Source organism: Rothia sp. HC945 (assembly GCF_051370785.1).
Taxonomy (GTDB): domain Bacteria; phylum Actinomycetota; class Actinomycetes; order Actinomycetales; family Micrococcaceae; genus Rothia.
In genome coordinates this window covers 1,042,973-1,064,874 of the sequence record NZ_JBFCSN010000001.1, presented here as the reverse complement: position 1 = coordinate 1,064,874, position 21,902 = coordinate 1,042,973, and the positions used below count along the sequence as shown (strand labels likewise).

Annotated in this window: 21 protein-coding genes, 3 tRNA genes and 1 pseudogene; 15 read left to right on the top strand and 10 right to left on the bottom strand. The window is 64.3% G+C overall.

Annotation, left to right across the window (positions count from 1 at the left end):
- Nucleotides 1-33 precede the first annotated feature (33 nt).
- The 7 genes from AB0Y14_RS04665 to AB0Y14_RS04635 all read left to right on the top strand — a co-directional run bounded on the left by AB0Y14_RS04665 (nucleotide 34) and on the right by AB0Y14_RS04635 (nucleotide 4,823).
- Nucleotides 34-105 (top strand) — tRNA-Thr (locus AB0Y14_RS04665).
- Between the two features lie 54 nt (nucleotides 106-159).
- A tRNA-Met gene (locus AB0Y14_RS04660) sits at nucleotides 160-236 on the top strand.
- A gap of 213 nt (nucleotides 237-449) precedes the next feature.
- A complete protein-coding gene (locus AB0Y14_RS04655) occupies nucleotides 450-908 on the top strand; it encodes an FAS1-like dehydratase domain-containing protein (protein ID WP_436588042.1) in 459 nt (152 codons plus the stop codon).
- Nucleotide 909: 1 nt separating this feature from the next.
- Complete coding sequence (locus AB0Y14_RS04650) at nucleotides 910-1,371, top strand: MaoC family dehydratase (RefSeq protein WP_436588041.1); 462 nt, start codon at nucleotides 910-912, stop codon at nucleotides 1,369-1,371.
- Nucleotides 1,372-1,474: 103 nt separating this feature from the next.
- Nucleotides 1,475-2,941: an MFS transporter gene (locus AB0Y14_RS04645; protein WP_436588040.1), complete on the top strand. Its 1,467-nt coding sequence runs from the start codon at nucleotides 1,475-1,477 to the stop codon at nucleotides 2,939-2,941.
- 51 nt (nucleotides 2,942-2,992) lie between these two features.
- The gene (locus tag AB0Y14_RS04640; RefSeq protein ID WP_436588827.1) at nucleotides 2,993-4,090 is read left to right on the top strand and encodes a UDP-N-acetylmuramate dehydrogenase; all 1,098 of its coding nucleotides are present in this window, start codon (nucleotides 2,993-2,995) and stop codon (nucleotides 4,088-4,090) included.
- A gap of 223 nt (nucleotides 4,091-4,313) precedes the next feature.
- Nucleotides 4,314-4,823, top strand: a complete 510-nt coding sequence (locus AB0Y14_RS04635) for a PGPGW domain-containing protein (RefSeq protein WP_436588039.1) — start codon at nucleotides 4,314-4,316, stop codon at nucleotides 4,821-4,823.
- Nucleotides 4,824-4,883: 60 nt separating this feature from the next.
- On the opposite strand, the gene AB0Y14_RS04630 is transcribed toward AB0Y14_RS04635, so the two are convergent.
- The 8 genes and pseudogenes from AB0Y14_RS04630 to AB0Y14_RS04595 form a co-directional block, all read right to left on the bottom strand.
- Nucleotides 4,884-5,336: a GntR family transcriptional regulator gene (locus tag AB0Y14_RS04630; protein WP_436588038.1), complete on the bottom strand. Its 453-nt coding sequence runs from the start codon at nucleotides 5,334-5,336 to the stop codon at nucleotides 4,884-4,886.
- A gap of 9 nt (nucleotides 5,337-5,345) precedes the next feature.
- Nucleotides 5,346-6,485 carry an aspartate-semialdehyde dehydrogenase gene (asd, locus tag AB0Y14_RS04625; protein ID WP_436588037.1) on the bottom strand — a complete coding sequence of 380 codons (1,140 nt, stop codon included), beginning with the start codon at nucleotides 6,483-6,485 and terminating at the stop codon, nucleotides 5,346-5,348.
- Between the two features lie 90 nt (nucleotides 6,486-6,575).
- The gene (locus tag AB0Y14_RS04620) at nucleotides 6,576-7,196 is read right to left on the bottom strand and encodes a dihydrofolate reductase (RefSeq protein WP_436588036.1); all 621 of its coding nucleotides are present in this window, start codon (nucleotides 7,194-7,196) and stop codon (nucleotides 6,576-6,578) included.
- Entirely contained in the window at nucleotides 7,193-8,023 is an 831-nt protein-coding gene (locus AB0Y14_RS04615; protein WP_436588035.1) for a thymidylate synthase, read from the bottom strand. Before AB0Y14_RS04615 ends, AB0Y14_RS04620 begins: the two co-directional genes overlap by 4 nt.
- A complete protein-coding gene (locus AB0Y14_RS04610) occupies nucleotides 8,013-8,957 on the bottom strand; it encodes an NUDIX hydrolase (RefSeq protein ID WP_436588034.1) in 945 nt (314 codons plus the stop codon). The genes AB0Y14_RS04615 and AB0Y14_RS04610 overlap by 11 nt, the downstream gene beginning before the upstream one ends.
- 64 nt (nucleotides 8,958-9,021) lie before the next feature.
- Nucleotides 9,022-11,313, bottom strand: coding sequence for an RNA degradosome polyphosphate kinase (locus AB0Y14_RS04605; protein WP_436588826.1), 2,292 nt, complete (start codon nucleotides 11,311-11,313; stop codon nucleotides 9,022-9,024).
- A 6-nt stretch (nucleotides 11,314-11,319) separates the two neighbouring features.
- Nucleotides 11,320-12,366: pseudogene (mshD, locus tag AB0Y14_RS04600) on the bottom strand (mycothiol synthase); the annotation flags it as partial.
- 152 nt (nucleotides 12,367-12,518) lie between these two features.
- Nucleotides 12,519-13,205, bottom strand: a complete 687-nt coding sequence (locus tag AB0Y14_RS04595) for a winged helix-turn-helix domain-containing protein (RefSeq protein WP_436588825.1) — start codon at nucleotides 13,203-13,205, stop codon at nucleotides 12,519-12,521.
- A 273-nt stretch (nucleotides 13,206-13,478) separates the two neighbouring features.
- On the opposite strand from AB0Y14_RS04595, the gene AB0Y14_RS04590 reads away from it, so the two are divergent.
- The 3 genes from AB0Y14_RS04590 (at nucleotide 13,479) to ygfZ (ending at nucleotide 16,102) form a co-directional block, all read left to right on the top strand.
- Nucleotides 13,479-14,174: a hypothetical protein gene (locus AB0Y14_RS04590; RefSeq protein WP_436588033.1), complete on the top strand. Its 696-nt coding sequence runs from the start codon at nucleotides 13,479-13,481 to the stop codon at nucleotides 14,172-14,174.
- 171 nt (nucleotides 14,175-14,345) lie between these two features.
- Nucleotides 14,346-14,954: an FABP family protein gene (locus AB0Y14_RS04585; protein ID WP_436588032.1), complete on the top strand. Its 609-nt coding sequence runs from the start codon at nucleotides 14,346-14,348 to the stop codon at nucleotides 14,952-14,954.
- Nucleotides 14,951-16,102, top strand: a complete 1,152-nt coding sequence (gene ygfZ, locus AB0Y14_RS04580) for a CAF17-like 4Fe-4S cluster assembly/insertion protein YgfZ (protein WP_436588031.1) — start codon at nucleotides 14,951-14,953, stop codon at nucleotides 16,100-16,102. Before AB0Y14_RS04585 ends, ygfZ begins: the two co-directional genes overlap by 4 nt.
- Before the next feature lie 67 nt (nucleotides 16,103-16,169).
- Here ygfZ and AB0Y14_RS04575 read toward each other — a convergent pair whose 3' ends face one another.
- Nucleotides 16,170-17,201: a 6-phosphofructokinase gene (locus AB0Y14_RS04575; RefSeq protein ID WP_436588030.1), complete on the bottom strand. Its 1,032-nt coding sequence runs from the start codon at nucleotides 17,199-17,201 to the stop codon at nucleotides 16,170-16,172.
- Nucleotides 17,202-17,423: 222 nt separating this feature from the next.
- Nucleotides 17,424-18,635 carry a pyridoxal phosphate-dependent aminotransferase gene (locus AB0Y14_RS04570; RefSeq protein WP_436588029.1) on the bottom strand — a complete coding sequence of 404 codons (1,212 nt, stop codon included), beginning with the start codon at nucleotides 18,633-18,635 and terminating at the stop codon, nucleotides 17,424-17,426.
- 291 nt (nucleotides 18,636-18,926) lie between these two features.
- Here AB0Y14_RS04570 and AB0Y14_RS04565 point away from each other — a divergent pair.
- The 5 genes from AB0Y14_RS04565 to rplA all read left to right on the top strand — a co-directional run bounded on the left by AB0Y14_RS04565 (nucleotide 18,927) and on the right by rplA (nucleotide 21,809).
- Nucleotides 18,927-18,999 (top strand) — tRNA-Trp (locus AB0Y14_RS04565).
- 93 nt (nucleotides 19,000-19,092) lie between these two features.
- The gene (secE, locus tag AB0Y14_RS04560; protein ID WP_129313861.1) at nucleotides 19,093-19,377 is read left to right on the top strand and encodes a preprotein translocase subunit SecE; all 285 of its coding nucleotides are present in this window, start codon (nucleotides 19,093-19,095) and stop codon (nucleotides 19,375-19,377) included.
- Between the two features lie 83 nt (nucleotides 19,378-19,460).
- Nucleotides 19,461-20,312 carry a transcription termination/antitermination protein NusG gene (gene nusG, locus AB0Y14_RS04555; RefSeq protein ID WP_436588028.1) on the top strand — a complete coding sequence of 284 codons (852 nt, stop codon included), beginning with the start codon at nucleotides 19,461-19,463 and terminating at the stop codon, nucleotides 20,310-20,312.
- A gap of 237 nt (nucleotides 20,313-20,549) precedes the next feature.
- Nucleotides 20,550-20,978, top strand: coding sequence for a 50S ribosomal protein L11 (gene rplK / locus AB0Y14_RS04550; RefSeq protein WP_129313862.1), 429 nt, complete (start codon nucleotides 20,550-20,552; stop codon nucleotides 20,976-20,978).
- A 135-nt stretch (nucleotides 20,979-21,113) separates the two neighbouring features.
- Complete coding sequence (rplA, locus tag AB0Y14_RS04545; RefSeq protein WP_436588027.1) at nucleotides 21,114-21,809, top strand: 50S ribosomal protein L1; 696 nt, start codon at nucleotides 21,114-21,116, stop codon at nucleotides 21,807-21,809.
- The last annotated feature ends 93 nt before the right edge of the window (nucleotides 21,810-21,902 follow it).

Here is a 21,902-nt window from a genome sequence, read left to right as displayed (position 1 = left end):
AGTATCCGCTCGTCTGTATAGTTTTATGTCGTTGCCCCGATAGCTCAGTGGTAGAGCGCCATCTTGGTAAGATGGAGGTCCCGGGATCGATTCCCGGTCGGGGCTCTCATGTTGAGGGCCTGCGTCGAGCTCATGCTCGGCGCGGGCGCTTTCATGCCTGGCGGTGTAGCTCAGCTGGTTAGAGCGCACGACTCATAATCGTGAGGTCGACGGATCGAGCCCGTCCACCGCTACCAACAACGAACCCCGTTCCGCGAGGCGCCCAGCCGCGCAGGGACGGGGTTCTTCTGTGTTCGGGCGGTCCGCGAGGAAGCACGGCAGCCCCGAGAGCGGGCTACAAGCCGGGCGGTAAAGTGTTGGCGGAAGACTCATGCACCAGGCCGGACCACATGCAGGTTCGGCCCACACGTGGTGCATCACGCCAAGAACGAAAGAACACGAGGAGCAGCATGTCCGACACGAAGGGCATCGCCGAGGACCTCCAGGGGCGCGTCTATTCCAACGCCCCGGTCTACTCGGTGTCCCGAGAAAAGATCCGCGAATTCGCCCGAGCCGTCAAGGCCCAGTCCGCGGCACATCACGACGTCGCCGCGGCTCGCGAACTGGGATATGCCGACGTGGTCGCTCCACCGACCTTCGCCATCATCGTGAGCCAAGCCGCCGACGCCGAGCTGATCCAGGATCCGACGGCCGGGATCGATTTTTCGCGCGTGGTACACGCCGACCAGCGTTTCACGCACCACCGGCCCATTGTGGCCGGTGACGAGCTCTCGGCGACCGTGCACGTCGATTCCGTGCGAGTGATGGGTGGTGGGGCGATGGTCACCACCCGAGAAGAAATCGTGGATCAGGAGGGAAACCCCGTGACCACGGCCCTTTCGTCCCTGCTGGTACGAGGCGAGGAATAATATGCAGACACCGAACACAGCATCACTCGAAAAAGGCCAGTCCGTCGGCCGCCGGGAGATTCAGGTCAGCCGGGCCGACCTGGTTGCCTACGCGGGAGCCAGCGGTGACTTCAACCCGATCCACTGGAACGAGCGTTTCGCTCGGGCTGTCGGACTGCCGGGAGTCATCGCCCACGGTATGTTCACCATGGGCACGGCCGTCCAGCTCGTGACGGACTGGGCGGGGGACCCCGGGAGGATCCTGGACTACCAGACCCGATTCACCAAGCCCGTCCCGGTCCCGGACGCGCCGGCGGATGCGAGCCCGGCATCCGGTGGGACCACCGTGACGGTCGAAGGAAAAATCGGCGCGGTCGACGAGGAGAAGGGCACCGCGCGCGTGGATCTCACGGTCTCGGCCCCCGACGAAGACGGCAAGGAGCAAAAAGTCCTGGTCAAGGCCCAGGCGCTCGTTCGCCTGTAGAACTCGACCAGATGGTCCGGATATCTTGACTGGCGTCCGGGGGCTCGTCTGGAATTGAGTACCGACACATCGACGTGCCGGCCCCACACCGGGGAGTGGCTGAATGGCCTTTTCTCCGGCGTCGGGGACGGCACGTTCGTTGTCTGGCCAGCCATTGTCCAGAGGCATCCACTCGCAGGCACTCCAGAGGGAAAGAAGCTCGCCTATCTCATCGCACCAGATCACCACAAAGTCCTGGTTCTATTCCGTCCTGGGTATCTACCTGGTCAGCGGTCTCTCCATCTCCGCCTGGCTCGTGCGAGTGCCCGCGATCGCCCAAGAACTGAATCTGTCTGCCGGGCCCCTGGGTCTCCTCCTACTGACCCAGACGGTCGGTGCATTTCTGTCGGTTTCCGCTTCCGGCATGGTCGTGATGAAGCTCGGTGCGCAGAAGACTCTGTGGCTCACCTTCGCCCTGATGATGGTCGGCGGCCTCGGCCTCGCGGTCGGGGTCTCCTTCCTGCACTCGGTCCTCGTGGCCGGAATCGGCCTGGGGCTCTTCGGCCTCGGCCAGGCCACATATTCGGTGGGTGCGAACGTGCAGGGAGCGGCCGTCGAGCGCGCTCTGAAGAAGCAGCGTATGCCCCTGATGCACGGGTGCTTCTCGATCGGCACGGTCATCGGATCGATCGTCGGGACAGCGATGACGGCGGTGGGCGTTTCGGTCTTCTGGCACATGCTGAGCGTCTACATTGTGGCGATCATTGTGGTGGTCCTTTCCCTGCGCAACACACGGCACGAGGGCGAGGACATCCATCCCGGCACCACCGGTCTCATGGCAATCGTCACTTCGGACGAGGGGCAGGGCACCTTCACGATCCGTCATGCCTGGTCCGAAACGAGGACGGTCCTCCTGGGCATTTTCGTGCTCGGAATGGCCCTGGCGGAAGGTTCCGCCAATGACTGGGTGGCCCTCGCCCTCACTGACGGGTACGGCGCGAGCGCTTCCGTCGGCGCCGTGGGGTACGGGCTCTTCGTGGCTGCCATGACCACCGGACGGCTCCTGGGCACCGGGTTGCTCAACATGTACGGTCGCGTCGCGGTCATGCGGGTTGCTTGCATCCTGGCCGTGATCGGCCTCGGAACCTTCGTCGTCTCACCATGGATCGGGCTCGGAATGGTCGCGATCTTCGTGTGGGGGACCGGCGCGGCCCTCGGATTCCCGGTCGGCATGTCCGCCGCCGCTGACGATCCCTTCCGGGCCTCCGCCAGAGTCTCGGTGGTCTCGACCGTCGGCTACGGCGCGTTCCTCGGTGGGCCACCCCTGCTCGGAGTCCTGGGGGAGGCCCTAGGGGTCCGGAACGGTCTCGCCGTGGTGCTCGTGCTCGTGGTCGTGTCCCTGTGCCTCGTTCCCCAACTCACGTCGGCTGAGCGGCGCCACCACCGTCCCGAGCCCAAGGACGAGTCCGCGCGGTGGGTCAATGAGGGCGAGGACCTGGCAGAGGAGGACGCCGCCGACAGGCCCATGCCCATGGACGATGCCCTGCGCGCCAGAAAGCAGCACGGGGAAGAGGACGGGGACGAGTCCTGACGTACTTCCTCACGTCCCTGCTTGTCCGTTGCGGGTCGAGCGCTGGTTAGACTGGATCTCGTGACTGAAACCCTTTTGAGCGAATTGACGACCCTCGGCGTGGGCGGACCCGCCGGATCCTATGTGCGTGCCGATGACGAAGCGAACATCATCGATGCCGTCCGGGAAGCGGATGCGAGCGGCAGACCGTTGCTGGTGCTCGGCGGCGGATCCAATCTCGTCATCGCCGACCGCGGATTCGATGGCACGGTCGTGCACGTCGCCTCCCGCGGAACCGAGATTCTCTCGGAAGACAACGGCCGGGTCAGGCTCTGGGCCGCCGCCGGCGAACCGTGGGACGATCTGGTCCGCAGCAGCCTCGACCAGGGACTCAGCGGTCTCGAGACACTCTCGGGTATTCCGGGGATTACGGGCGCGACGCCGGTACAGAACGTCGGTGCGTACGGGACCGAGATCTCCCAGCACTTCGGGGCGGCCCACGTCTACGACCGCCGAACCGGAACTCGCAGCCGATTCACCGGGGAGGACCTCGACTTTGCGTACCGCACGTCGATGCTCAAGCGCGAGATCCATGACGGATCGCCCCGGTACGTGGTTCTTGCCGTCGAGTTCGTGCTGGAGAGAACCCAGAACTCTCAGCCGATTCGATACGCCGAGCTCGCGCGTCGCTTGGGCGTCGAGGTTGGGGACCGCGCCGCGGCGCACACCGTTCGTGAGACGGTCCTGGAATTGCGTGCCGGCAAAGGCATGGTTCTGGACCCGGCGGACCGCGACACGTTCAGCACCGGTTCTTTCTTCACGAATCCGATCATTCCCGCGGACACACAGCTTCCCGTGCCCGACGACGCGCCACGGTACCCCGTCCTGGATCCCGCGGGCAGGGTCGATGAATCCAAGACAAAGCTTTCGGCCGCATGGCTCATTCAACATGCGGGTTTCGACAAGGGCTTTGGCCTGGAGGGAGAGTCGGCCCATATTGCCGGTGGGCGTGCGGCCCTCTCAACGAAACACACGCTGGCCATCAGCAACAGGGGAGCGGCGACCGCGGAGGACGTGCTGGCCATCGCCCGAGCCGTCAGGGACGGCGTGGTCGAGACCTTCGGCGTCCGGCTCGAAGCCGAGCCCGTGCTCGTGGGTGCTGAGATCTAGCACCTCGTGACCTTTCCTGGTCAACTGTTCGCCGAGACCCGGGAAAATCACAGGTGGATCGGCCAAGCTGGGGTCTGAACCAGGGGTTTGGTCACAGATCGACGGATCCTGGGACGGAAGCCAGTATGCTGGTCGAAGAAGTACAGGTCCTGACGATCGTTCCTCCCCGAGGCATGGTTCATGGTCCCGCACATCGGATTCCACTCAGGAGCAGGGGGTGCCCGTGGGAATCGAAAAAGAAATTGAACAAGGCCAACGCGAAGGCCGACTGCACCATGCGCTGACACGGTTTCGGGCCTTCACCGGACGCCATCCGGTGCTTCGCCTGATGCACAAGGTGTTGGTGTCATTCCTCGGAGGCGTGATTGTTCTCGCCGGCGTCGTCATGCTCGTGACGCCGGGGCCGGGGTGGTTGGCGATCTTCCTGGGTTTGGGCATTCTTGCCACCGAGTACCCGATCGTGCACCGTTTCAACCAATGGGCAAAATCCCAGGTGGTGGGCGTCTGGCATCGTTTTTCGGCGTGGCGCGCGGAGCGCTCGGTGCGTCGTGAACGAGCCCAGCAGCAACGGTCTCGGAACCGCATCGCGAAGAAGCAGAACAGAGAACTCCTGGAAGCCCAGTTCCGGCGCAGCCACAACTGCGCTCCTCACCGCCCGCTGACGTCTCCACGTCTGGTCATGCCGCGATCCGCGGGTCGAGCGCGCCGCATCGGCCGTATGCCGAGGGTCTAGGGAACAGGACCAGGCGCGGGTGAAGCCGCAGCCAGCCGATCTGCAGTCAGGAACGAGAGTTCACTGCTCGGAGCTCAGGGGAGTCTCCTCGTCGATGACGCGACGAACCAGGGCTTCGGCCTCGTTCTGATTGAGGCCGATGTTCTTCAGTTCCGCCAGGAACTTGTGGGTCAGCTTCAGGGCCTTGTCCTCCACGCTGGAACCCGCCCGGACGAAGCTCCCGGCGCGGCCCTTCGTCTCAACGACCCCCGCCGCCTCCAGCTCCTTGTACGCCTTGGCCACCGTGTTGTTGGCCAGATGGAGCGACGCAGCAAGTTTCCGCACCGGAGGCAAACGCGTGCCCGACTCCAACTCTCCCGTGTGCCGGGCCTCGACCACGCGGCGTCGCAGCTGGGCATACGGTGGTACCCCCGAGTCGAGACGCACGGAGAAGAACTCGCGAGCCGCACCGTCGTCGGTCCAATCGATGGTCCTGGGCGCGTCCTGGCCGGCCCTGGATGCCTGTTCCTTCACGGTGGTCTCCTAGAGGGTCCCGGTAGCGATGTTGAGCATGCGGCGGACGGGCTCGGCCGCGCCCCACAGCAACTGGTCACCGACGGTGAAGGCCGAGATGTACTCCGGCCCCATGGCAAGCTTGCGGATACGTCCGACGGGGATGGAGAGGGTCCCGGACGCCGCGACCGGGGTCAAGGCGTCCATCGTGGCTTCCTTGGTGTTGGGGATGACCCGTGACCACTCATTGTCCCGATCGATGATGTTTTCGATCTCTTCGACCGGCAGGTCGTCCGTCAGTTTGATGGTCAGCGCCTGTGAATGGGACCGCATGGCGGCGATGCGAACGCACAAGCCGTCCATGACGACCCTCTCCTCGTCGGAGAGCCCCAGAATCTTGTTGGTTTCGGCGTCGGCCTTCCACTCTTCGCGGGACTGCCCGTTACCCAGGTCGGCATCGATCCAGGGGATGAGAGAACCGGCGAGGGGCACCCCGAACTGTTCCGTGTCCATCCCTCCCGAACGCTGGATGTCCAGGGCCTTGCGATCGATATCGAGGATCGCGGAGGCCGGGTCGTCGAGTTCCGCGGCCACGGAAGCCGAGATGTCGCGGAACCCCTTGAGGACTTCGCGCATGTGCCGGGCCCCGCCACCGGATGCGGCCTGATAGGTCATGGCCGTGGTCCACTCGACGAGACCTTCCCGGAAGAGCCCTCCCAGGCCCATGAGAAGGCAGGAGACCGTGCAGTTGCCACCGACGAAATCCTTGATACCGCGTTCCAGGCCCTGATCGATGACGTCGCGATTCACGGGGTCGAGAACGATGACGGAGTCATCGTTCATGCGCAGGGTCGACGCGGCATCGATCCACAACCCGTCCCAGCCACGTTCGCGCAGGCGCGGATGGACCGATTTCGTGTAGTCACCGCCCTGGGTGGTCACGATGATCGGGAGCTTGGCCAGCTCATCGATGTCGTAGGCGTCCTTGAGCGTGCCGGTGTCCGAGACGCCCGAGAAGCTCGGAGCGGCGCCGCCCGCGTTCGATGTCGAAAAGAACACCGGGTCGATCTGCTGGAAGTCCTTTTCTTCCTCCATGCGCTTCATGAGCACGGAACCCACCATGCCGCGCCAACCGACAAAACCTACAGAATCTCCGGACCGAAATGCCATGGTGCTCAGTGTACCGACAGACCGCGGACTTGGGCCTCCGGTCGTGACACATGTCAATCTGCATCGTCACGTCCGGTCGAGCCTGGCTCGTTACCGGGTGTATTCGAGGAACCTGTAGGCGATGTGTGCCGGATGCAGAACGCCGTCGGAATCGGCGGCACGGCCTCGTACCTCGACGCCGGAGCCGAGCTCGGTCATGGTCCATTCGGAATCGAGTTCGGGCGCGCGACGGTCCCCGGGAACCGTGACGTCGAGTTCCGTCACCACGGCCCGGGTCAGGCGGCCGCCGATCACCCCCGGAAGGTTAGTGAGCCCCAGAACCTGCTCGTAGACCCGCGAACCACCGATGATCCACAGGTCGTGTCCGCTTCTCGGCGCTTCACTCGCCACGGAGAGAGCTTTGGTGATCGAGTCGGTCCAGATGGCGCCGTCATGATGAGCGCAACCGTCGATCGTGTCGGCCGCCGTGGGGAGCGAGCCGGTCACGACGATGTTGGTCCGACCCGGCAACGGACGGAACCGTTCTGGAAAGGACTCCCAGGTGTTACGGCCCATGACGACGGGACAACCCGACGTCGTGCTTTTGAAGAAGGCGAGGTCGGCGGGGACGGACCAGGGCATGGAGCCGCCGAGGCCGATGACGCCGCCGCGGGCCTGCGCCCAGATGGCGGAAAGACGTGGCGGCGTTGCGCCGGCGGGAGCTGACGTCATACCGCGATGGGAGCCTTGATCGGCGGGTGGGGATCGTAACCGTGGACGGTGAGGTCATCGAGATCGTAGAGGTCGATGGAGCTGCGGTGGCCCACCTCGAGAGTGGGGTACGGTCGCGGCTGCCGGGAAAGTTGTAATTCCACTTGTTCCCGGTGGTTGTCGTAGATGTGGCAGTCGCCGCCGGTCCACACGAAGTCTCCCGGAACCATGCCGACCTGGTCGGCGACCAAGTGAGTCAACAGTGCGTAGGAGGCGATGTTGAACGGGACGCCGAGGAACATGTCGGCCGAGCGCTGGTACAGCTGGCAGGACAACCGGTCCGGTCCGCTCTCCACGGGCTCGACGTAGAACTGGAACAGCGCGTGGCACGGGGGAAGGGCCATCTCATCCACTTCGGCAGGATTCCACGCGCTGACAACGTGGCGGCGGGAGTACGGGTTCGTGCGCAGGGAATCGATGACCTTGCCGATCTGGTCGATGGATTCCCCGTTCGGGGCCGGCCACGACCGCCACTGAGCGCCATAGACCGGACCGAGGTCCCCGTTCTGATCGGCCCACTCGTCCCAGATATGCACGTTGCGATCCTGAAGCCAGCGGACGTTGGTCGAACCCCGGAGGAACCACAGCAGTTCCACGGCCACTGCTTTGAAACGGACCGTCTTGGTGGTCAGAAGGGGGAAGGACGTCGAGAGATCGTAGCGAATCTGGCGGCCGAAGACCGACGTCGTGCCGGTTCCGGTCCTGTCTCCTCGGTGGTTGCCGTGGTCCAGGATGTCTGTCAGAAGGTCTTCGTACGGAGTCGGTACGAGCTGCGGGCTAGTCGTCAAAGGGATCAATCTTCTCCAGGGATACGACACGGTCACGGTGCTTGAGGCTGATGTTCAGTACCAGCATCTGCCCCGGTGTCAGATAGGGGTCCTTGGTCGGTAGAGATTTTCGCAGGTCCTTCGGCAAGTGATGGCCGATGACCTTGAGGATGGTGGGCAGCACCGGTCGGTGCGTGCACAAAACCGTCGAGTGATTCGACTCGAAGAGCGATTCCATCAATTTCGCGGCCTTGGCCGGTTTGCGCTTGTGTTCGGCCTCGGTCAGGCGGTTCTTTTCCTTGATGCCGAGACCATTGGCCTTGGCGTAGCCTGCGACGGTCTGCATGCACCGCAACCAGGGACTCGAGATGATCTTGCCGGGTTTCCACGCGTCGAGCAACCTCCAGACGGCGTGTGCCTGGCGTTTGCCGGTGGCGGCCAGAGGCCGGTCGCTTTCGGCCCGTGACCACGTGGAACGCGGCTTGGCCTTGGCATGCCGGACCACGATGAGCTGTCGCGTCCTCAGGTCACCGGCCTCGTACAACTCCAGAAGGCGGTCGAGGGGCAACCGGTCCGAGGAATTCGTCAATCGCTCCCTGGCGACGTCGGGACGGACCCACTCGAGCCGGTCGACCTCACCGGCGTCCTCTTTCGCAGTGGTCCCGGGGGAGATCTCGGAGGCCCAGTAGTGGACTTCCTTCTTTCCGCGGGAGACCTTGTACTTCGTCTTCGCCAAGGGCGGTCCGAGAAGAATCTTGAGACCGACTTCCTCACGAACCTCGCGCACGGCCGTCTCGGCGATGGACTCGCCGTCGTCCTGCTTGCCCTTGGGCCACGACCAGTCGTCGTACTTGGGGCGGTGGATGACGAGGACTTCGAGGCCCGAGCTCGACTCGCGCCAGCATACGGCGCCCGCGGCGACCACAGCCGGGGAGTTCTTGGAATCGTCTGACATCGAGTGTGAATCCTTCGGTGAAGTACTGTGATGATTCGTGGGCGAGATCGGTCAACGACCCCGGTCACTGACCCGGGTACATGCCTCGTTGAGAGCGCGATTCCAACAACCTGGACTGGACATCACGCAGGGGAGTTCCGTCCTCCGCGCGCGAGAACCGTGTCCAGGTCCCGTCCGATTCCAGGTGCCAGTTGGCGGTCTTTTCCGACATGTACATCCCGATCATGTCCAGAAGGTACCGGATATGCACCGGGTCCTTGATCCGCACGAGGGCCTCGACTCGTCGATCCAGGTTACGGTGCATCATGTCGGCCGACCCAATGTAGGCGACCGGTTTGCCACCGTTCTCGAAGGTGAAGACCCGCGAGTGCTCGAGGAACCGGCCCAGGATCGACCTGACCCGGATGTTTTCCGAAAGTCCCGGAACGCCGGGGCGGAGTGCGCAAATGCCTCGGACCACGATGTTGACCTCGACGCCGGCCTGCGAGGCTCGGTACAAGGAATCGATGATGGCTTCGTCCACCATGGAATTGCACTTGATCTGGATCCTGGCGTTCAGCCCGGCGCGCTTGTGCGAGATCTCGCGGTTGATACGGTCGATCAGCCCGGAGCGCAGCGACCTCGGAGCGACCAGCAACGACTTGTAGGCCGTCTTGGGTGCGTACCCGGAGAGCTGGTTGAACAGGCGAGACACGTCCTCTGCGACCTGGGGGTCGCAGGTCAGCAGGCCCAAATCCTCGTAGAAGCGGGCCGTCGAAGGATGGTAGTTGCCGGTGCCGATGTGGCAGTAGCGCCGCAGGCCGTCCGATTCCTTGCGCACAACAAGGGACAGCTTGCAGTGCGTCTTGAGTCCCACGATCCCGTAGACGACGTGGACCCCGGCTTCCTCGAGTTTGCGGGCCCACGAGATATTCGCCTGTTCATCGAACCGCGCCTTGATCTCGACGACGGCCAGAACCTGCTTGCCGGCCTCCGCCGCCTCGATGAGCGCATCGACGATGGGGGAGTCGCCCGAGGTCCGATACAACGTCTGCTTGATGGCCATGACTTGGGGATCCGATGCGGCCTGTTCCAAGAAGGCCTGGACACTCGTGGCGAAGGAATCGTAAGGATGCTGCAGAAGAACATCGTGCTCTCGCGTCGCCGAGAACACGTCGGCAGCCTTCGCGGTCTCGGCGGCGTTGAGGAAGCGACTCGTGTGAGCGATGTGCTTGGGATAGTGCAACGACGGTCGATTGACCTTCACGATGCCGCTCATGCCCCGCAGATCCAAGGGTGCGGGCAACTGGTAGACCTCGGCGCCGTCGACCCTCAACTCGGAGACCAGGAGGTCGAGGATGGCCGAGTTGATGGTGTCCTCGACCTCGAGTCGCACGGGCGGTCCGAAACGACGCCGCAGCAGTTCCTTCTCCAGAGCCTGCAGGAGGTTTTCGGCGTCGTCCTCTTCGACCTCGAGATCCTCATTGCGCGTCACGCGGAAGACGTGGTGTTCCACGACCTCCATGCCCGGGAAGAGCTCGTCCAGATGCTCGGCGATGATGGCTTCCAAGGGAATGAACCGTGCCGACCGAGACGGGGAATTCGCACGGCGGGAACCATCGACCGAAATCATGCGATCCAGCTGGTCCGGAACCTTGATGCGGGCGAACAATTCCTTGCCGGTCTGGGGGTTGCGGACGATGACCGCGAGGTTCAGCGACAGGCCGGAGATGTACGGGAAGGGGTGGGCCGGGTCCACGGCCAGCGGGGTCAGAATCGGGAAGACCCTCTCCCGGAACTGATCCGAAAGCCGTTCCTGCGCCTGGGCCTCGAGGTCGTCCCAGCCGACCACGTGCAACCCGGCATTCTCCAGTTCCGGCAGGACTTGGTCGTGGAAGACTTCGGCATGGTGCTGTTGCAGGCGGTGAGCCGATTCGCTGATCAGCTCCATCTGCTCGTCCGGGGTCAGGCCGGAGGCCGACGGGACTGCGATACCCGTGGCAATCCTGCGTTTGAGCCCGGCGACCCGCACCATGAAGAACTCATCAAGGTTGGAAGCCACGATCGACAGGAAATTCAGGCGCTCGAGCAGGTACAAGGACGGGTCCTCGGCGAGTTCGAGCACCCGGGTGTTGAAATCCAGCCATGAGGACTCGCGGTCCGCAAACCGTTCCGGGCCGAAGTCCCCCTGGAGCAGCGGCGTCGAGAACTGCTCCGGAGCATCGATACGATCTCCACGAGTTTCCGCGCGTTCGATCTTGGCGATGTTTGTCGCCTGGCCGGGATGGGTCAGATTGTTCTGCCCGGTCTCCGTGGCCGTCTCGGGCTCGGCATGGACCGTCTCCTCGTCGGTCACGGCAGGCGACGGCGCATACATCTTGTCCACGTCCCACGGACGGAACCCCAAGGACTCGTACAGGCCGACCGCGGCCGTGTTGTCCGCATCCACGTAAAGAACGATCGCGTCCAAGGGGTCCTCGGCGGAATCGTCCTCACCGAAGCGGGCCAAGTAGTCCATGCCGATGAGGGTCAGAGCTCGGCCCAGCCCGGTTCCCTGCGCGTCCGGCGAGACACCGACGGCGTAGACCTCCCCTTCTCGGGAGCCCTGGTCAGTGTCCTCGATCTTGGTCCAGTGGAAACCGAGCAACGCCGGCTTGCCGCTGGAGTCCTGTTCCGTTTCGGCCAGGAAGAAGCCTTCCGGTCTGAACCAGGAGTCCTTCTGTCGGGCGCGGAGGTCCTCGATGCCCAGCTGTCCCTGCTCAGGGTGGTCGGCGAAGGCCCGGGAATTGAGGTCGACCCATGCCTCCGCGTCGGAATCCTGGAACGTCCGGACGTGGACGGGTGGTTCGGGGGCGTGCTTGTCAGCAAGCTCCCGGATACTCTGGCGGGCCTTGGCAGTGAGGTCCAGCCGCATTTTCCACAGTTCGCGCACCGGGACGTAGCCGAAGCTGTTGGCCAGGGATATCGCGGCCATCGGGGCCGAATACTCCCGCGAGCGACCGGCCACGCCCGAACCGTGGATCCATACGCGATAGTCGTTGACCTGTTCTCCCAGGCCGCTCTCGCCCAGGAGGACCTCGGCGACGGCACGCCCCAGTCCGGAGCCCCGGTGCTTCGGGTCCACCATGCCCTCGACGGTTCCGGTGGAGTCCGCGTCTTCGGGCGCGGTCGCGACCGCGGCGGCGACGAGGGTCTCGCCCTCGAACGCCGTAATGACCAGGGGTGCTGCGGATGTGTGGTCGCTCTGCCCGCCCGCCCGCCGGAGTTGGACCAAGGTTTGCTCGGACAAGGGCTGGGCGCCGTCGGTCGAATGTACGCGCTGGGCCAGATTCTCGATCTGACCGACCAGGTCCGAGTCCGGACGTGTGCTGTCCAAGGAGTATCGAGAAGCCGCATTTCCGAGCGCTGAAGTCACCGCGTACCTGCCCATTCCGGTTTGCTTGCTGGTCGGCGGTGCCGTGGCACCACCGTGTCTTTCTCCACTCTACAAGCCGGCGCCGGGACCGGCCTCGCGAAGCGTGCTGCCCACGGAGAAATGTGGACGAACATTTTCTGACCAGGATCGGCTGGCGCCGCAGGTGGTCACTCCTCCGGCGTCGACCGGGTTTCGGTGAAGCTGTATCCCACGTTGCGCACCGTCGTGATCAGCTGATCGTGGTCAGGGCCCAATTTCGCACGCAGACGACGGATGTGGACGTCCACGGTTCTCGTTCCCCCGTAGTAGTCGTATCCCCAGACCTCGGAGAGAAGCTGCGCCCGGGTGAACACGCGGCGAGGATTCTGGGCCATGAATTTGAGGAGCTCGAATTCCTTGTAGGTGAGGTTGAGCGTGTGCTGGCCGGCCCGCGCCGAGTAGGTGGCTTCGTCCACGATGACGTCCCCACACCTGATGACGTCTTCCTGCGCGGCAGGCGCCTGGGAACCTGCCGCTGCGAGCCTGATGCGTGCCTCGACCTCGGCCGGCCCCGCCGATTCCAGCAGGATGTCGTCCACCAGCCAGTGGGGTGAAACCGCGGCCAAGCCTCCTTCGGTGAGGACCATGACCATGGGGGTCTCCAGGTCGTTTCCACCGAGCATCTGGACGGTATTCCGGGCGTTCACCAAGGCCCCGGTGCCATCCACGAGAAGCAGCTCCGGGGACCGGGAGGCGATTTCAGCGGGCGACGCGGCCAGAGGGCGGACCTCCGCCTCGTGCGGCAACAGGGCAAGCGCGGGGACGACGTCGTCGGGCGAGCTCGCGGCGTCGCTCAGCATGAGGATCTTGACCATCGGCGTCGTCCCTTCCGGAGGTTTCACTCGTTCCGGACGCGCGGATCCGGGAGCTTTCTGAACGTTCCCGGTTCCGTTCCTGCGAAACGGTCCGGGACATGGGGAGGCTCCGTTGCCACGTGATCGACAGTATAAGGCCAGATTGCCGGCCGGGCGGCATGCTACATTTCGTTGCCGCGTCCCACCCCACGGATAGACTGGGCGCAGACGATGGGCAAACGCCCTGGCGGGGGCTCATGCTCCGTCCCACTCATGAACGACCCTGGAGGATCTGTGGCTCCCAGCGACGTGCCGACCGGAACCCACGCACTGCGCACCGTGGGGACGGAAGGAAGGCAACGCTATTGGCTCGTGGCGTTGTCGAGCCTGATCGTCCTCGTTGCTTCCCTGGTCGGGGCGGTTCTCTCGCCCATGGTCTCCTTGGTGGCGACGGTTCTGCTGGTCGCCCTCATCGCGTGGGGGTGGCCCGCTGCTTCCGGAATCGCCGAGTTGCGAGGAAGCAAGAACGTTCTTGCGCACAGCGCGATCTTTGCGCTCTGCGGCTGGGCAGGTTGCGCACTGGTCTACCTTGCGCCGACGGGCAAACTGTTGACTCTGTTGCCAGCGGTCGTGGCCGTCGGCGTCGTCGTGATATTTCTGGCTGAATTGGTCCGGGGAGAGGGAGCCGCCGCTCGGCTCGAGTCCACGATCAGCGGAGCCGTGGGCGTTTTTACTGCCGTGAGCGCCTCGGGATGGGTAGGAATGGCATTGGTCCACCATCGCACCGAGACGGGCGCCAGCGTCTGGGGCGCCGGCGCGATCCTTGCCCTGTGCATCGGCATCGTGGGAGCGCGAATGATCGCTGCGGGGCCCGAGGGCGGATTGCGGCGCGGGGCCATGACACTCGGCGTCACACCGGTCGCATTCTTGGGGATCCTGGGGTACGCGGGCACGTTGCTCATCGATCGCGTGATAACTTGGATGCCATGATCATTGCACTCGAAATCCTGTTCCTCACGTTGTTGGGGCTGGCATCGTTGTCCATTCTGGGTTGCGCCGCGCTCGTGGTCGGTGGGCTCTTCCGAGGCCAGAAGTAAAGCACTCAGCGTAGTCAATGGCCCGGGCATGGATGCTCGGGCTTTTGGCGTTTAAGATGGGTGTATGGCTATTGAAATCCCCACGGATCTGACCCCAGAACTTGTGCCCTTCGCGTGGCTGCTCGGCCACTGGGAGGGTGTCGGAGTCCTCGGCTACGCCGACGAAGAAGAGAGGCAGTTCGGGCAGATCGTCGACTTCTCCCACAACGGCCTGCCATACCTCGAGTACCGTGCCGAGTCCTACCTGTTGGACGAGCAGGGCAACCGGACCCGCCAGATCAGCGTGGAGACCGGTTTCTGGCAGTTGGACCGCAAACAGGGCGAAGAGGACGCCGGCCCCGGGCTATTGCCCGGCGCGGAGAAGCCGCTCCTCCAAACCGCGGCCGATGTCGAGAAGATGCGGAATGACGACGAAGGCTTTGACATCCTCGCAACGATCAATCATCCGGGCGGGGTGAGCGAACTGTACGTCGGAGTCATCGACGGCCCGCGGATCCAGATGGCCACGGATGCCGTGATGCGCGGCGCCAACGCGAAGGAATACACCGCCGCCTCGCGCATGTACGGCCTGGTGAATGGGGAACTGATGTGGGCCTGGGACATGGCGGCAGCGGGCCAGCAGATGAGCTCGCACGCATCGGCGCGTTTGCGCAAAGTGGATGTGGCCGAATGACGCGGTCTTCACCTCTGCTCACATTGGACGGTGCCGTCGAAGCCGGCGGCCAGGACAGCGGCGTCGCCGCGCACTATGGGGATCCCATCCGCGAGCAACGCAGTCTCGCCCGGGCAACCGTCGAACGGCCCGTTGCCGTCGATCTGTCGCACCGCGGCGTCGTCTCCGTGTCCGGAGAAGATCGTGCCAGCTGGCTGACCACGTTGTCATCGCAGGTCATTGACGGTCTTCCAGTGGGGGCGAGCACCGAGACCACGCTTCTGTCCGCCCAAGGGCGCATCGAGTACCAGCCGCACGTCGTCGTGTCCGGGAACAAGGTGTGGCTCATCGTCGAAGCCGGTCAGAACGAAGGCCTCGCCGAATTTCTCGAGTCGATGCGTTTCATGCTCAGGGTCGAGGTCAGGGACGAGACGGCCGACGTCGCCGTCATCGGATCCACGGTCGACCTGCGCGGACACGCAGGCGTCCCCGCGGAGGCCGTGGCGTGGCACGATCCCTGGCCCCACATCGGCGTCGGGGGCACGACTTACGCCGGCACGAGCCCGCATCCGGGCGAGGGCTGGCAGTACTGGGAGATTCTCGTCCGGAGAGCGGATCTCGCATCGCTCCATCCTGAGTGGGCAGGAACCATGGCTCTGGAGCCGTTGCGGATCGAGGCGTGGCGGCCCCGTTATGCCACCGAGGTCGACGCTCGAACGATCCCGCACGAACTCGACCTGATGCGGACCGCCGTGCACATGTCGAAGGGCTGCTACAAGGGGCAGGAGACCATTGCTCGGGTCCACAATCTGGGGCACCCACCGCGGCGGCTCGTGTTCCTGGACTTGGACGGTTCGGAGCACACGCTCCCCGAACCAGGCTCCGAGGTCTTCGCCGTCGGCGGGAAAAGAGCCGTGGGCCGAATCACGAGCGCCGCTTTGCACCACGAGGCCGGCCCCATCGCCCTGGCGGTGATCAAGCGGACGGTGGATCCGGACGCGCAGTTGGTGGTCCGTGACGACACCTCTCACGTGGCAGCGGAGGACGCCGGGGACGACTCGCCCGAGCCCGCCGTGGTCGAGTACGCGGCCGCGCAAACCGTGGTCGTTAGCCCGGATGCGGGACAGGCCGTCGGGCGGCGCAACAGGAACGACTTCCTGAAACCCTGAGAACCGGCCGGTGCGGCGGGGGACCTTTCGGTCGGGCCGGACGCCGGATCGTCCGGAGCGGTCGGGTTCACCGCCCGAAGAGCACCTTGGCTTCGTCCCACCGCGCCTGGGGGACCGTCTTGAGGCCGCTCAACGCTTGCTCGAAGTCCACGCGGGTGATGTCGGTGCTGTCCAGGCCGACCATCTTGCCCCATTGGCGGTCATGCACCAGGTCGACGACCGCCATGCCCATGCGCGTGGCGAGCACTCGGTCGAAACCGGTCGGTGCACCGCCCCTCTGAATGTGACCCAGGGTCGTGTTCCTGGCCTCGATGCCGGTCATCCGCTCGATCTCGTGGGTCACGTATTCGCCGATTCCGCCGAGGCGGGGCCGGCCGTCCTGCTCGAGGCCCTTTTCGTGGACGACTTCGTCGAGCCCCTCGGGGATGAATCCTTCCGCGACGACCACCAGGGGAGAGCGCCCGCGTTCGTGGACCTCGCGAACCCAGTCGGCGACCTGGGTCATGGGGACTTTCTGCTCGGGAATCAGCACGGCGTGAGCACCCGCGGACATGCCGGAGTGCAACGCGATCCACCCCACGTGGCGGCCCATGACCTCCGCGACCATGCAACGGTGGTGGGATTCGCCTGTGGTCCGCAGCCGGTCCATGGCGTCGGTCGCGATGGAAACGGCCGTATCGAAGCCGAAGGTGTAGTCGGTCGCGTTGAGGTCATTGTCGATCGTCTTGGGCACGCCGACCACGGGGAGGCCCGCATCGGAGAGTCTCTTGGCACCCGCAAGCGTTCCCTCGCCGCCGATCGCGACGATCGCATCGATCGCGTGGCGCTCGAGCATCACGGAGATATTCTCCGGACCACCCTGTGGCCCATCGAAGGGGTTGGTGCGCGACGTCCCCAAGATGGTTCCGCCCGTACGGGCCAACCCGCGAACCCGCGTTCGAGGCAGATCCATGATGTCGCCCTCGACGACTCCACGCCATCCGTCGCGGAAACCGACGAATTCGTCATCGTAGGTCTTGACCCCATTGAGCACCGCACCACGAATCACCGCGTTGAGCCCGGGGCAATCGCCGCCGCTGGTCAGAAGTCCGATTCTCATGGGGTGTCTCCCTCGCTACGAGTCGAAGTATTCAACGACTCTCAGTGTAGCGAATAGTTGGGAACTTGTGGATGTCCACATCGGGTGAAAGCGGCAGGTCTGCCCCGGAGTCCCGAGGGGCTTTCGGGCCACCCCATCGACCCAGTGTGGGTTTGTGTTGGTTTTGTCCTCGTTCCGCAAGGCGCGGCCCCGGGCCGAGGATCGGCCCGGGGCCGCGATCCGTCAGCGGGACGCGGTCGCCAGCAATTTCTGGATTCTCTCCACGCCCGTGCGGAGGTCGTCATCCGCCAGTGCATAGGAGAGGCGGAGGTATCCGGAAGGGCCGAAGGCTTCGCCCGGAACCACTGCCACTTCGGCTTCGTCCAGGATCACGTCCGCGAGGTCCGCGGACGAGGAAATCGTGCGTCCGGCGATGTTCGACCCGAGCAGACCGGTGATGTCCGGGTAGGCATAGAACGCGCCCTGGGGGGTGGGGCAGGTGATTCCGTCGATCGCGTTGAGTCCCTCGACAATGGTCCTGCGACGCCGATCGAAGGCAGCCCTCATCTCGTCGACGGCGTCCATCGGTTGGGTCACGGCCGCCAGGGCCGCCCTTTGCGCGATGTTGTTGACGTTCGACGAAAGGTGCGACTGCAGGTTCGACGCGGCCTTGACGACGTCCCCAGGGCCGATCAACCATCCCACGCGCCATCCGGTCATGGCGTAGGTCTTCGCGACGCCGTTCAGGATGATGATGTTTTCCCCAAGCTCAGGGGCCGCGGTGGCGATCGAGGTGAAAGGGGCGCCGTCGTAGGTCAGATGCTCGTAAATCTCGTCGGCGATCACGAAGATCCCCTTGTCAGCCGCCCAGCGTCCGATGGCCGCAGTCTCCTCCGGGCTGTACACGGCTCCCGTGGGGTTGGATGGTGAGACGAAAATCAGCGCCTTGGTCCGGTCGGTGTATGCCGCCTCCAATTGATCGACGGTGACCTTGTAGCCTTGCTCGGACCCGGCAAATACTTCTACCGGGTTGCCGCCCGCCAGGCGGATGGCCTCGGGGTAGGTCGTCCAATAGGGGGCCGGAAGGAGGACGTCGTCGCCTTCGTCGATGACCGTCGCGAAGGCCTCGTAGACGGCCTGTTTGCCGCCATTTGTCACGATGACCTGCGAAGGATCCACAGAGTATCCGGAATCCCGCTGTGTTTTCTCAGCAATGGCCTGGCGCAGCTCGGGCAGGCCGGCGGCCGGCGAGTACCGAAAGTTGGCGGGGTCGTTCAGTGCCTCGCGGGCCGCATCCACAATGGGGGTCGGCGTCGCGAAATCGGGCTCTCCTGCGCCGAAACCGATCACGGGGCGCCCTTCGGCCTTGAGCGCCTTGGCTTTGGAATCCACGGCCAAGGTGGCGGACGGGGCAATGGCTGCGATGCGTGCCGAGATGCGCTCCTGAGACGGCATGGTGCTCACTTTCGTTGAGAACGGTTCCGAAATCGCGCTCCGCCGGGGGTTCCCGAAGGTGCTGTCCCAATCCTATGCGCAGTCCCGTGCCGAGGACATGCCCAGAACATGCTGGCGGAAACTTTGCTCGAGACCCGGTGGGCGGGGTCCGTGGAACCCGTCTCTGCCCCAGCGAATTGCGGGCACTCGACAAAGTCGCTAAAGTTGAACTCCGGTGCTCGCCACCGAGGATCGTTCATGCCCGAGGGCACCAGCGACGTACCTGAAGAGCTGAGGGCGGTATACCGTCGAAGGGCAGTGGCGCAATTGGTAGCGCAGCGGTCTCCAAAACCGCAGGTTGCAGGTTCGAGTCCTGTCTGCCCTGCATATTCATCCCCTCACGAAGACCCATTCGTGGCATATAGTCGACAACGTTGTACAACGTCCAAGCCATAACGTCAGAAAGGGGCGGTACCGAATGGCTAAAGCTGCTGCTGCGGGAGCCGCCGATCAGGAGTCCAGTACCGAGAAGCGAGGCTTCTTCGGGCGGATTGTCCTCTTCCTCAAACAGGTCATCGGCGAGCTGAAAAAAGTCGTCAGCCCGACTCGTCGGGAACTCCTCAATTACGTGATCATCGTCCTGGTTTTCGTCGCGTTCATGCTGTTGCTGATCTTCGGCCTTGACTACCTGTTCGGGCAGGGAGCCTTCTGGCTCTTCGGTGACGGCGGCTTCGGTCAGAAGCCGCAGGGCCCCCAGGGCTAAACTGAGAATTCAGACGAATCCGCCCCGCGGCCGTGACAATGGGTTGCGGGGATGCGAAGACCCCCAAGAAAGCAGGAAACGCAGTGTCCGAGCAGGAACTCGATAACTCCGCCGAGGAGAACCAGGTCGATCAGACCTCTCCCGAGCAGGCAGAGCAGGCCGACGCCGCGGAGCAGTCCAGCCAGTCCGGCTTCGAACAGACAGAGTCCGCGTTGGTTTCCTCCGCCCAGGAGGATTCGGAGAACGCGGAGGACGCATCCGGAGACTTCGACGACACCGTCGAACAGGTCTCGGAATCGGCCGAAGGGGACCCGGATGTCGACCCGATGCAGGAATTCCGTTCAAAGCTCCGTCGCCAGGAAGGCGACTGGTACGTGATCCACACGTACGCCGGTTATGAGAACCGCGTCAGGACGAACCTGCAGACCCGTGCCCAGTCGATGAACATGGAGGACGATCTCTTCGAGATCCAGGTCCCCATGGAAGAAGTCGTGGAGATCAAGAACGGCCAGCGCAAGACCGTGCGCCGCGTGAGGATCCCCGGTTACGTGCTGGTCCGCATGAACCTGACGGACGAGTCCTGGGGCGTCGTGCGCCACACGCCCGGCGTGACCGGGTTCGTCGGCCAAGATGCTTACAACCCGGTGCCGCTCCGGCTCGACGAGGTGGTCGACATGCTCGCGCCGGTCTTCGAGGCCGAGCAGGCCGAAGCGGCCAAGGACGCCGGCGAACCGATCCCGGCCGAGGTTGCTCCCCAGGTCAACGTCGGCTTCGAGGTGGGCGAATCGGTCATCGTCAAGGAAGGCCCCTTCGAGACCCTCCCGGCGACCATCTCCGAGATCAAGCCCGAAGCGCAGCAGCTCGTGGTTCTCGTTTCGCTCTTCGAGCGCGAGACTCCCGTGAGCCTGGGCTTCAATCAGGTCACCAAGATCTGATCACCTTCTTCTCGCACGCAATGCGCGGTCCCGCCCCCGAGCGGTGACCGCGCATTCGTTCGTGATGCAGTGATATTGCTCCCCCTGAGTGGAGAAAACCATTCGTGCGGGACTAGACTGAGATTTTGCGTGTGCTCGTGCGCTTTGGCGTGCTCACGCGCGGTCGCCGCGCCACGGTGACCACCCGCCGTCGTACGCTCCTGTGCGTCGGTCAGCCCCAGAAGAAAAGGACCTCAATTGGCTCCCAAGAAAAAGGTCGCAGGCCTCATCAAGCTGCAGATCCAGGCAGGTGCCGCCAACCCGGCGCCCCCGGTTGGTCCCGCCCTCGGTCAGCACGGCGTCAACATCATGGAATTCTGCAAGGCGTACAACGCCGCCACGGAATCCATGCGTGGCAATGTCGTGCCCGTCGAGATCACGGTCTACGAGGACCGCTCGTTCACCTTCATCACCAAGACCCCTCCGGCCGCCGAGCTCATCAAGAAGGCCGCCGGCGTCGCCAAGGGCTCCGGAGTTCCCCACACCAACAAGGTCGGCAAGATCAGCATGGACCAGGTCCGTGAGATCGCCGAAACCAAGATGCCCGACCTCAACGCCAACGACATGGACGCAGCATCGAAGATCGTTGCCGGTACCGCTCGTTCGATGGGCATCACCGTCGAGTAGTCCCACGGGATCTTTCGACGTTCATTCAATAAATCATTCAGCCCGCTCTCGCAGCGGGGGTCCGCCACATGAGCGGGCCAGTGGCAGGGCCGGCGCGGTCCGACAGACCACAACTGCACAAGGAGAAACAAGCAGATGGCAAAGCGCAGCAGAGCGTACCAGGCAGCCGCAGAGAAGATCGATCAGGACAAGCTCTACGGCGTCGGTGAGGCAATCCGCCTCGCCCAGGAGATCAACTCGTCCAAGGCCGACGCCACCGTGGAGGTCGCATTGCGCCTCTCGGTCGATCCCCGCAAGGCCGACCAGATGGTTCGCGGCACCGTGAACCTCCCGAACGGCACGGGCAAGACCGCCCGCGTCGTCGTCTTCGCCCAGGGCGACAAGGCGACCGCGGCTGAGGAAGCCGGCGCCGACTACGTCGGTTCGGACGAGCTCATCGCCAAGGTCGCCGACGGCTGGGTCGATTTCGACGCCGCCGTGGCCACCCCGGACATGATGGGCAAGGTCGGTCGCCTGGGCAAGGTCCTGGGTCCCCGTAACCTCATGCCGAACCCGAAGACCGGCACGGTGACCATGGATGTTGTGAAGGCCGTGGGCGACATCAAGGGCGGCAAGATCGACTTCCGTGTTGACCGCAACTCCAACCTCCACTTCATCATCGGCAAGTCCTCCTTCGACGCCGCCCAGCTCGAGGAGAACTTCCAGGCGGCGATCGAGGAGATCGCGCGCCTGAAGCCCTCCGCCTCGAAGGGACGTTACGTCTCCAGGATCACCGTGGCCACGACCTTCGGCCCCGGCATCCCGGTCGACCCGTCGGTGGCCGAGAAGTAGGAATCCGGATCCGATCGGAACGGTCACGAAGACCTTGACGATCGTGCCGACCAGGAGGCCCCGCACCGTCCTTGGCGACGGTGCGGGGCCTTT

Excerpts from the sequence above, each read along its gene's own strand:
- AB0Y14_RS04650 (WP_436588041.1), top strand. The coding sequence starts at position 910 with ATGCAGACACCGAACACAGCATCACTCGAAAAAGGCCAGTCCGTCGGC.
- AB0Y14_RS04605 (WP_436588826.1), bottom strand. The coding sequence starts at position 11,313 with ATGTATGCGCCGTCGCCTGCCGTGACCGACGAGGAGACGGTCCATGCC.
- AB0Y14_RS04575 (WP_436588030.1), bottom strand. The coding sequence starts at position 17,201 with ATGAGAATCGGACTTCTGACCAGCGGCGGCGATTGCCCCGGGCTCAAC.
- AB0Y14_RS04585 (WP_436588032.1), top strand. The coding sequence starts at position 14,346 with ATGGCTATTGAAATCCCCACGGATCTGACCCCAGAACTTGTGCCCTTC.
- rplA (WP_436588027.1), top strand. The coding sequence starts at position 21,114 with ATGGCAAAGCGCAGCAGAGCGTACCAGGCAGCCGCAGAGAAGATCGAT.
- AB0Y14_RS04610 (WP_436588034.1), bottom strand. The coding sequence starts at position 8,957 with ATGTCAGACGATTCCAAGAACTCCCCGGCTGTGGTCGCCGCGGGCGCC.
- AB0Y14_RS04620 (WP_436588036.1), bottom strand. The coding sequence starts at position 7,196 with ATGACGTCAGCTCCCGCCGGCGCAACGCCGCCACGTCTTTCCGCCATC.
- secE (WP_129313861.1), top strand. The coding sequence starts at position 19,093 with ATGGCTAAAGCTGCTGCTGCGGGAGCCGCCGATCAGGAGTCCAGTACC.
- asd (WP_436588037.1), bottom strand. The coding sequence starts at position 6,485 with ATGGCATTTCGGTCCGGAGATTCTGTAGGTTTTGTCGGTTGGCGCGGC.
- AB0Y14_RS04655 (WP_436588042.1), top strand. The coding sequence starts at position 450 with ATGTCCGACACGAAGGGCATCGCCGAGGACCTCCAGGGGCGCGTCTAT.
- AB0Y14_RS04645 (WP_436588040.1), top strand. The coding sequence starts at position 1,475 with ATGGCCTTTTCTCCGGCGTCGGGGACGGCACGTTCGTTGTCTGGCCAG.
- AB0Y14_RS04595 (WP_436588825.1), bottom strand. The coding sequence starts at position 13,205 with ATGGTCAAGATCCTCATGCTGAGCGACGCCGCGAGCTCGCCCGACGAC.
- AB0Y14_RS04570 (WP_436588029.1), bottom strand. The coding sequence starts at position 18,635 with ATGCCGTCTCAGGAGCGCATCTCGGCACGCATCGCAGCCATTGCCCCG.
- ygfZ (WP_436588031.1), top strand. The coding sequence starts at position 14,951 with ATGACGCGGTCTTCACCTCTGCTCACATTGGACGGTGCCGTCGAAGCC.